Raw genomic sequence first — 9,022 nt, 5'->3', positions numbered from 1 at the left:
AGCTGCCGACAAGGTTTTCGGCCAGCGGCTCCAGACCAATAATCTCGGCAAGCTTCAAGGAAAGCCGGGTCTTCGATGCCGTGCGCACAAGCGCTTCCATTGCGGACTTACTCTTGGCGTCAAGCCCGGGTGTGGCGAGGATCGCGCGAAGAAGGCTGCCATAGGAAATTTCCGTTTGCAGCAATTCATCATAGGTGAGCGCGGTCAGGCCGAGATTGATCGCGAGCGCGTCGAGGATGCCGAGTGCGTTGACCTGGCTGTCAAGCAGAGCCCGGTAATCCATGACATCCAGATCGACTGTGGTGCCGAGCAGTCCGGACAGAACCGCATTGAGAATGCCGTCATGCAGGCTTGCAAGTCGGGAACCGATGGAGAAGGCGGCAACCTTGTTTGCCGCTGCGGTTCCGACAGCGCCGAGTGTGGGCGGATCAGTAAAGGCACTGGCGAAAAAAAGCTGTCCTTTGCCATGAATTTCCACCCGTGCGGCGTCGGCATAGCTGCGGGTTCTGACAAAGCGAGCCGCGACGGAAATTGCGGGATCCGCAGTGTACCGACCTGGAGTGACCGTGGCGACGATGCCCGGCGTTTCATTGGGATCATATGCAATCAGCCCTTGATCCGTCAAAAGACCCTTGGCGGTAGCGACTGGAATATCGAGGCCGTTCATCTGGAAATACTCAAGCGTGGCCTTTTCGGGATCGGACAGGTTTGCGGCAGCCGCAATCGCGGCCAGATCCGCTGCCTGCTGTAGTTCCCGCTGCTGGAGCGTAAGGCTGCCGTAGTCTACGCCAAGCGCGAGCGCCCCGATGAGCAGCGGTGACACCAGTGCCGCGGAAATGGCGATATTTCCTCGGTCGTCGCGGATAATCGCCTTTAATGCCGAATATCGATCACGCATCTAAATCCCTCCCACTCTGATCGTAGCGAAACGTCGGATCGTGCTATCGGGCATGGCAAAACTGTAGAGCTGCCAAATCGGCAATCCGGACGCGTCATAGTAGATGTTGACCGTGAACTGGTTCGGATTGTCGGGACTGTCGTTGACCGCGACGCTGAAGGCTTCCGAGTCCAGAAAGGCATAGTCGGACGTGACTGTTTTTACGTAGTCTTCCGCGAGATGCTGGCGTTCGCGCAGGCTCAGTCCGGCAATGGCGGTGCGGGCCGCATCGGCTGTTATCTGCTGAACGGCATGGCTTGCACTGAGGTAGACTGCGTAGCCAAGCATGGAAAATACCACCAGAAAGAACAGGGGCGCCAGAATGGCAAACTCGATTGCGGAAGATCCATTTTCGTCGCTGAGGAAACCGGAACGGCAACGCATAGGATCTCTCCATTTGATGTTTGTAATTTAGATGATCATAAAAATACGGAAGGATTTAACGCTTGGTTACTCGGTTGCATAAGTAATAATCTACACGTAGATGTTTAGCCGAAATGCTTGTAATGGTTGCATAATTTATTTCACGGCAACGTCTCTGGTTGCGCTATCAAATACAGTGCTTCATGCGAATGTATGCTTCGGTTGCGCCAGTTCTGGCGCGAGTGCCGGGAGATTGGTCAACATCGGCAAGTTTTTGACGCAGAATGATGCCTTCTGGGGGGTGCTTTCCGCACTGCAAATGTCGTGAACGTTAGTTTCAGCTTTCTTGGTTTGACTTGATGCCTGTCCGCGGTGATGGTGAGCCTTGCACGTTTTTGGAGAGCGCCATGACGGAAATACACCACGGCGGATGTCTGTGCGGTGCGGTTCGCATCACTGTCCGGGGAGGGCTGAGCCCGGTCAGCTTTTGTCATTGCTCGCAATGCCGTCGGCAGACAGGACATTTCTATGCGACGACCGATGCTGCGGTGGACGACGTTTCGATCACCGGAGAAGAGGCGATATCACGTTACCGCTCAAGCCCGGAAGCGGAGCGAGGTTTCTGCAGCAAGTGCGGTTCTGCCCTTTTCTGGCGGGCAGATCATTCCGGGCGGATGTCGATCATGGCCGGGCTTTTTGACATGCCGACCGGAATTGACGGCGGCTATCACATCTACTGCGCCGACAAAGGGGATTACTACGCGATCAATGATGCGTTGCCGCAGTACGCGGCAAGCAGCACAGTCTGAGGTCGTTCCATTGCGCGCGGCGTGAGGCCGCTTTTCCCGGCCTAGTCAGGCTGCAGCATCCTGCTCGATGGTCAGTTGTTGGAGGCTCTCGCGATAAGCGACATCAAGCGCTGCGAACTTGGCGGACTGCCAGGTGAAGTAGTCCTCGATGAAGCGCTGGCTTAGCCAGAGGTTGCCGCGTCTGCGGGGCAGGTCCCAGCCGAGCAAGTCTTCGCTTTCGGCCTTCTTGAACATGCGCTTGAGATTGGTCGCGGAGATCATGTAGATCTCACTCAGTTCGGCAAGCGTGACCGGGCCGACTGGAGTGCGCGGTGCCGCGCGGTCAAACTCACCCAATCGGGCGATCAGGTCATGCAGGACCATGCCGCCCAGATCGGACCAGAGGAAGTGACCGATGGTATCGGGCGGATCGCGCCAGAGCGGATCTGCAACGAGGATTCCCGCCGCGATCGGTTGGCCTAGCTTGAATATACGTGGATCTGCGATCGTCGTTGCCTCACGATTGCCGCCATCGAGACGGTCGAGACAGGCCATGTGACCATTGAACCACCGCTTCATGGCGGCATTGGCGACTTCCGTTGTTTCGAACACCCGCACGCGCCTATCAGGCACATCCGGCACCTCGCGCAGGAATTTATACGCCAGTAGTTCTGCGAGATAGGCGGTCGCCGTGTTGCGGCTGGCGGCGGCAAGCCGCATCACGATCTCAATGAAACGCGTCGCGGTCAGGCCGGACATGGGATCATCGTCACGGCGGCTCAGCGATAGCGCGAACATCGCATGGGTCATCAGCCACTTGCGGTGCGACGCCTTGAGGCGCGACAGCCTGGGGGTCTCGTTGTGAATGGTAATCAGATGCCGGGCGATCTGTTTCTCGATGGCGGGAAACAAGGCATGGGCTGCTATGGAGGCGCGCGTAAGTTGCGGCATGGCTTGTGCTCTGTTGAACATGCTTGCGTTCAAGGCTTGCCGGGCGCGGGGACAATCCGATCAAGACGAGCGGATGACGATACAATCAGGCGCGCTGCAGTTTGAACAAAAAAAGTCAGTGAAGTTAAATTGACTTTCCCGCAATAGTGCAACTGAGCAGAACTTGTCAAGCTGGGCAAATGTAGAGAATGCCCGTTCGCCTGATCAAGTCACCGGCTGCAGTCGTTCTGCCTGCTCGGGGAAGAAACGTTCAGTTCCAAAGCCTTCGCCAAACATCATGTCGTGTTGCAGTAGTCGATAGTCGCGGATCATCGGATCAATACGACCTGACACGGACCAATCCGGCTGGGCGCGATTGTTGCGCTCGATCAACTGATGCCGATCGATGACAGTATAACGTTCCTGAACGCGGCCGAGCATGCCTGTGTAGAACGGATGCCGGTAGCCGCTCATGCGGACGATGAAATGCGGCAGTTGCGAGGGGCTGACCGAGCCCAGGTTCTTCTGCACGCCACGCTTGGATGACCACACAACCAGAGGTGTTTCGTGTTCACGCTTCATCGTGGCGACTGAGGCTTTGCGGGTGGCAACCTGATCGGCCATGTAACCGCTTTCCGGGTAGACCATGCCGAGCGGCGGCAGGTGGTCGCCAAACAGCACAATGATGGTTTCGCGCCGACGCTTCTTTGCCCAGTCCATCAGCATCTTCAGGCTCTGGTCGGCTTCCTTGACGCCTTGTGTGTAGGTCGCAAGTGCGCTGGCGCTACCATCGGAAAGCGTAGGGCCGTCGACCTCGATCGAGTTCTTCTTGTACCGGTTCGCTTCATAGGGGCCGTGGCCCTGTAGGGTGACGGCGAAGAAGAAGAACGGCTTTGCCGTATTGTCGGCCTGGCTGATGATGTGGCGCGTCAAGGCATCGTCTGAGGCGAAGATGCCGCGCTTTTCCATGGCCGGCATGTTTTCCTCGGACTGGAAGCTCTGGAAACCGAGCGCCTGGTAGACGTTCTGACGGTTCCAGAACCAGCTCTGGAACGGATGGAAGGCCTTTGTCACGTAGCCCTTCGATTCAAAGAAGGTGGCGAGCGAGGGCAGCGGGCGACGGATATACTGCTGATAGGGAATGCTGCCATAGGGCAGGAATGCATTGCTGAAACCTGTCAGGGCCTCGAACTCGACATTGGCGGTCATGCCGCCGAACTCCGGCGAGAAGACATTGCCCGACTGGGCCGCATGGATCGTCGGCATCGGATCGCTGGAATAGCGCACGCTCGACATGCGTGTCGGATCCCAGAGCGATTCGCTCATGATCATGATCACGTCGGCCTGGCGCCCCGAGAAGAAGGTCGCGGGCAGGCGGTCCGTGGGGATGTCGGAGATAGCGAGATCGTCGTAACCGGCCGGTGCGCCGACATTGGCCATGGGGATGTTGAAGGCGAAGGCAAGCAGGAAGCCGTTGTGACGGTAGTTTTCCTTCTGGTCCCACATCATCGGCACGATGTTCAGCCGGTCGCGGACATAGGAAAAGGCCATCGGATCCATCAGCGTGATGAAACCGGCAAGGATCGGTGCTGCCACCAGCGTGCGGCCAATGCGGACGACCGGGAGGATGCGGGGGAAGAGGCGGCGGCTGATGACGATCAGGCAGACGAGCGCTCCGATGATCGCCAAGGATGCCAGCGCCATTCCGGCTGCAGCCAGGGGGCGGGCGGCGATCATCACTGGCAGAAGTTCCATGATCTGCCGACCGAAGAGAAGATCGCTCGGGAACAGCGGATCTGACAGAAACAGCTGCTTTTGCCCGGAAAAGAAGGCTGGTAGGAGCGATAGCGGCACGATCAGCAGTGCAGACTGATAGGCACGCCCGACAATGGCGTCGGCAAAAAGCATCAGGAGGAAAAGAATGCCAGCGGCGATCATGCCCGGGCGAGCGGGCGACAGCATGTATTCGGCAACATCGTTGAGATTGCCGCGGGCGAGCCATTCGCTGGCGATGATTGTGATAATCGCCAGCAGTGCCGTGTTGATCAGCGGGAAGACGATGCGTGCGATGCGGCCGGTGGCACGTGCTTCGCCTCTGGAGGGAGTTGTGCCGACGGCTGCCAAAAGGCTTGAATTTACCGATTTTGGAAGAGTGTCAGCCACAGAATTCTCCGAGAGAAATGCGATTTTCATCAAATGTGCGCATAGCTGTCACATATCCGTCATGAACGCTACATGAACTGTGTCTGATGCCTGATTGTTCCCCGTTTTTGATCGATATTTGGGCGTCCATGCAGGGCATCATCGGCCGACGCCGTTGCGATCCGACAGCCGAGCGTTTAAACCGTTGACCATGAGCGAAACATTGAAAAAAACAGATGTCCTGCGCATCGCCATTGCGCAACTCAATCCAACGGTTGGCGACGTGGTCGGCAACCTGGCAAAGGCACGTGCGGCACGGTCGGAAGCGGCGACACAGGGTGCCGACCTGCTGCTTTTGACCGAGTTGTTCATCTCCGGCTATCCACCGGAAGATCTGGTTTTGAAACCCGCCTTTCTCCGGGCTTGCCTGTCGGCTGTCGAACAACTGGCCGCGGATACCGCTGACGGCGGGCCGGGCGTAATCGTCGGTTTCCCGCGTCAAGGCGAGAATGGCCGGCATAATTCCGTTGCCATCCTCGATGACGGCAAGATCCTCGCCTTCCGCGACAAGATCGATTTGCCGAATTACGGCGAATTCGACGAAAAGCGGGTGTTTGTCGAAGGCGAGATGCCGGGCCCGGTGAATTTTCGCGGCGTGCGCATCGGCGTGCCTATCTGCGAAGAGATCTGGAACGATGCCGGGGTCTGCGAGACGCTGGCAGAGACCGGGGCCGAGATCCTGCTGGTGCCGAATGGCTCGCCGTTCTATCGCAACAAGGTGGATGTGCGCCATCAGGTGGTGCTGCGCCAGGTGATCGAGACCGGTCTGCCGCTGATTTTCGCAAACCAGATCGGCGGCCAGGACGAACTTGTCTTTGACGGTGCGAGCTTTGCTTTTAATGGCGACAGGTCTCTCGCGTTCCAGATGAGCCAGTTCGAGGAAACGCTTTCTGTCACGACCTGGAAGCGGACCACTGATGGCTGGCGCTGCGAGGAAGGGCCGATGTCGCGCATTCCCGAGAAGGAAGAGGCCGACTACCGCGCCTGCGTTCTCGGTTTCCGCGACTATGTCAACAAGAATGGTTTCAAGAGCGTCGTGCTCGGCCTTTCGGGCGGGATCGATTCCGCCATCTGCGCGGCGATCGCCGTCGACGCGCTGGGCGAGGAACGGGTGCGCACGGTCATGCTGCCGTATCGCTACACGTCTAAGGAGTCGTTTGCCGATGCCGAGGCCTGCGCACAGGCTTTGGGCTGCCACTACGATATCGTCCCGATCGCAGATCCGGTCGAGGGGTTTCTGTCGAGCCTTTCGGAAATGTTCGAGGGCACGGAGAGCGGGATTACCGAAGAGAACCTGCAAAGCCGCGCGCGCGGCACGATCCTGATGGCGATCTCCAACAAGTTCGGTTCGATGGTCGTCACCACCGGCAACAAGTCGGAAATGTCGGTCGGTTATGCGACGCTCTATGGCGACATGAATGGCGGCTTCAATCCGATCAAGGACCTGTACAAGATGCAGGTCTACGCGCTGTCGGCCTGGCGCAATGCGCATGTGCCGCCGGGCGCACTTGGGCCTTCCGGCCGGGTGATCCCGGCCAATATCCTGTCCAAGGCGCCGTCTGCCGAACTTCGGCCAAACCAGACCGACCAGGATTCGCTGCCGCCGTATCCGATGCTGGACGATATCCTGGAGTGCCTGGTCGAAAAGGAGATGGCCGTCGAAGATATCGTTGCGCGCGGGCATGATATTGCGACGGTCCACCGCATCGAGCATCTTCTCTACCTGGCGGAATACAAGCGGCGGCAGTCGGCTCCGGGCGTCAAGATCACCCAGAAGAACTTCGGTCGCGACCGGCGCTATCCGATCACCAACCGTTTCCGCGATCGCTGAGCCCGTCTCTGATGGCTTGGACCAAGGGAGGAGAGCCTTTGCGCAGTTCCGTCGAGATCTACAATATCCGCACGCGACAGACGCGTGTGGTCTGGCAGACAAGTGAACTGGTCGAGGCGCCAAACTGGTCGCCTGACGGTTCCTATCTGCTGATCAACGGCAATGGTCTGTTGTATCGGCTTTCGCCGGACGGCGGTCAGGCGCCGACCCTCCTCGGCACTGGCTTTGCCGTCGAATGCAACAATGACCACGGCATATCGCCCGACGGCTTAATGATCGTGATCTCGGACAAGACCGAGCACGGAAAGTCCTGCATCTACGTATTGCCCGCCGAAGGCGGCGTTCCGCGTCAGGTAACGTCGAAACTGCCGTCCTACTGGCATGGCTGGTCGCCTGACGGCCGGCAACTTGCCTATTGTGGCATTCGCGACGACGTCTTCGATATCTATTCGATTTCCGTTGATGGCGGCGATGAGCGCAGGTTGACTGAAGGTGAGGGGCGAAACGACGGGCCGGACTGGTCGGCCGATGGCGACTGGATCTATTTCAACTCCAGTAGAAGCGGCCTGATGCAGATCTGGCGGATGCATGCCGATGGCAGTGATGTCGAACGCATCACCTACAGCGATACGGGAGACTGGTTCCCGCATCCGTCACCGAAAGGCGACAAGGTTCTCTACCTCTCCTATGCGCCCGACGTCTTTGACCATCCGCGCGACCGCGAAGTCAGCCTTCGGTTGATGGATATGGACGGTGGCGCGCCGGAAACGCTGTTCGAACTTTTTGGCGGGCAGGGCACGATCAATGTGCCGAACTGGTCGCCGGACGGCGCGGAATTCGCCTTCGTCCGCTATTTCCCCGTCAACGACTGAAGGCCGTCGCAGGCTGACGCTTGCGTCCTTCGGCGATCGGACTAGAACAGATCGTATCAGGTGCCTGCAATCTTGCGGGAGAATCGGGAAGCCGGCGCAAATCCGGCACGTGCCCAACGCTGTAAGGCGGATGCACACGCAAGGGGGAGACCCGGCCACTGGTGAACAAGACCGGGAAGGCGGCGTGTGCAGATGAAGCCAAGTCAGAAGACCGGCCTGATGAGATAGACTTGCCCGCGCGGACGGCGGGCGGTTGCGCATTGTTGGGGATTTGACGATGCACGACGAACCGAACGATTCTCTCGTCCGGGCCGGCTCCTTTTCCGTCGAAGAAAAGCAGGCCGTCTACCGGGCCATCCATACGCGCCGCGACGTGCGCGACCAGTTCCTTCCTGATCCCTTGCCGGACGATCTTGTCAGGCGCCTGCTGGAAGCTGCGCATGCAGCACCGTCCGTCGGCTTCATGCAGCCGTGGAATTTTCTTCTGGTGCGCGACTCCGTCCGCCGGCAACGGATATGGGAGGCATTCGACCGGGCCAATCGCGAAGCGGCGGCTATGTTCGATGAGGACAGGCAGGCCGCTTATCGATCCCTGAAGCTTGAGGGCATCCGCAAGGCTCCGCTCGGGATCTGTGTGACCTGCGACCGCGACCGGGCCGGTCCCGTCGTTCTAGGGCGCACGCACAATTCGCGCATGGACAGCTATTCCACCGTCTGCGCCATCCAGAATTTGTGGCTTGCTGCGCGCGCCGAAGGTGTCGGGCTCGGCTGGGTCAGCATCTTTCAGGAAAGCGAGCTGAAGCGCATTCTCGATATTCCGGACGATATCGAGATCGTCGGCTATCTCTGCCTCGGCTATGTCGATACGCTTTATGCGGCACCGGAACTTGAGGTGAAAGGCTGGCGATCGCGGCTGCCGCTCGAAGATCTGGTGTTCGATGAGAGCTGGGGACATAGGTCCGTAGCCCTCGCTGCCGCCGACGTTACTCCTGCAGAGGCTGCGGGCCAGGAGCGGCCGGATTTCTGAGATTGATTGCCCCCGAAACGGCGGCAGGAATTGGCGGGCCACTTTGCGGATATTGGCCGCACTGCCATCATA

Annotated in this window: 8 protein-coding genes and 1 riboswitch; of the genes, 4 read left to right on the top strand and 4 right to left on the bottom strand. The window is 58.8% G+C overall.

Going from position 1 to position 9,022, the window contains the following annotated elements; translation table 11 throughout:
- The coding region (locus tag PDO_RS05345; protein WP_007598852.1) for a pilus assembly protein TadG-related protein at window positions 1-898 on the bottom strand (898 nt) is incomplete at its 3' end.
- On the bottom strand, window positions 899-1,321 hold the full coding sequence (locus tag PDO_RS05340) for a TadE/TadG family type IV pilus assembly protein (RefSeq protein WP_007598851.1): 423 nt from the start codon (window positions 1,319-1,321) through the stop codon (window positions 899-901).
- A gap of 386 nt (window positions 1,322-1,707) precedes the next feature.
- Here PDO_RS05340 and PDO_RS05335 point away from each other — a divergent pair, with 386 nt between their 5' ends.
- Window positions 1,708-2,109: a GFA family protein gene (locus tag PDO_RS05335; RefSeq protein WP_007598849.1), complete on the top strand. Its 402-nt coding sequence runs from the start codon at window positions 1,708-1,710 to the stop codon at window positions 2,107-2,109.
- Window positions 2,110-2,154: 45 nt separating this feature from the next.
- On the opposite strand, the gene PDO_RS05330 is transcribed toward PDO_RS05335, so the two are convergent.
- A complete protein-coding gene (locus tag PDO_RS05330) occupies window positions 2,155-3,039 on the bottom strand; it encodes a hypothetical protein (RefSeq protein WP_007598846.1) in 885 nt (294 codons plus the stop codon).
- Between the two features lie 204 nt (window positions 3,040-3,243).
- On the bottom strand, window positions 3,244-5,211 hold the full coding sequence (locus tag PDO_RS05325) for an LTA synthase family protein (RefSeq protein WP_052023391.1): 1,968 nt from the start codon (window positions 5,209-5,211) through the stop codon (window positions 3,244-3,246).
- A gap of 160 nt (window positions 5,212-5,371) precedes the next feature.
- Between PDO_RS05325 and PDO_RS05320 the strand changes: the two genes are divergently transcribed.
- The 3 genes from PDO_RS05320 to bluB all read left to right on the top strand — a co-directional run bounded on the left by PDO_RS05320 (window position 5,372) and on the right by bluB (window position 8,950).
- Window positions 5,372-7,051, top strand: a complete 1,680-nt coding sequence (locus PDO_RS05320) for an NAD+ synthase (protein ID WP_007598842.1) — start codon at window positions 5,372-5,374, stop codon at window positions 7,049-7,051.
- Window positions 7,052-7,089: 38 nt separating this feature from the next.
- A complete protein-coding gene (locus PDO_RS05315; protein WP_037072694.1) occupies window positions 7,090-7,923 on the top strand; it encodes a TolB family protein in 834 nt (277 codons plus the stop codon).
- 41 nt (window positions 7,924-7,964) lie between these two features.
- A riboswitch (cobalamin riboswitch) is annotated at window positions 7,965-8,157 on the top strand.
- Between the two features lie 43 nt (window positions 8,158-8,200).
- A complete protein-coding gene (bluB, locus tag PDO_RS05310) occupies window positions 8,201-8,950 on the top strand; it encodes a 5,6-dimethylbenzimidazole synthase (protein ID WP_007598837.1) in 750 nt (249 codons plus the stop codon).
- The last annotated feature ends 72 nt before the right edge of the window (window positions 8,951-9,022 follow it).

This window comes from Rhizobium sp. PDO1-076 (assembly GCF_000247475.1).
Taxonomy (GTDB): domain Bacteria; phylum Pseudomonadota; class Alphaproteobacteria; order Rhizobiales; family Rhizobiaceae; genus Allorhizobium.
The sequence above is the reverse complement of the archived record's forward strand: the minus strand, read 5'-3'. Positions and strand labels throughout refer to the sequence as shown.